The sequence below is a fragment of the Erwinia sp. PME.40.26/001 genome (assembly GCF_055556675.1).
On record NZ_JBVHNP010000381.1, the window covers coordinates 1 to 242 of the forward strand.

1 protein-coding gene is annotated in these 242 nt (G+C 69.8%); it reads right to left on the reverse strand.

The annotated features are described in order from the left end of the window. A partial coding sequence (locus tag ACZ3HG_RS24630) for a PDZ domain-containing protein (protein WP_465335130.1) occupies positions 1-242 on the reverse strand: 242 nt, incomplete at both ends.

The window sequence follows — 242 nt, forward strand, 5'->3', positions numbered from 1 at the left end:
CGGCGAGCGCGCGCACCTGAGCGGTCAGGTCCACGGAGTTCGTGACGGGGATGCCGTTGAACTCGGTGATGACGTCACCCTTCTGCAGTCCGCCGGCCTGCGCCGCTCCCCCGGAGATCACGTCGGCGACGTAGGCGCCGGTCGTGGTCGAGCCCTGGACGGAGGCGGCATCCTGGACGCTGGCGCCCAGCAGTCCGTGCGAGGCGGTTCCGTTGTCGATGATCTCCTTCGACACCCGCTGG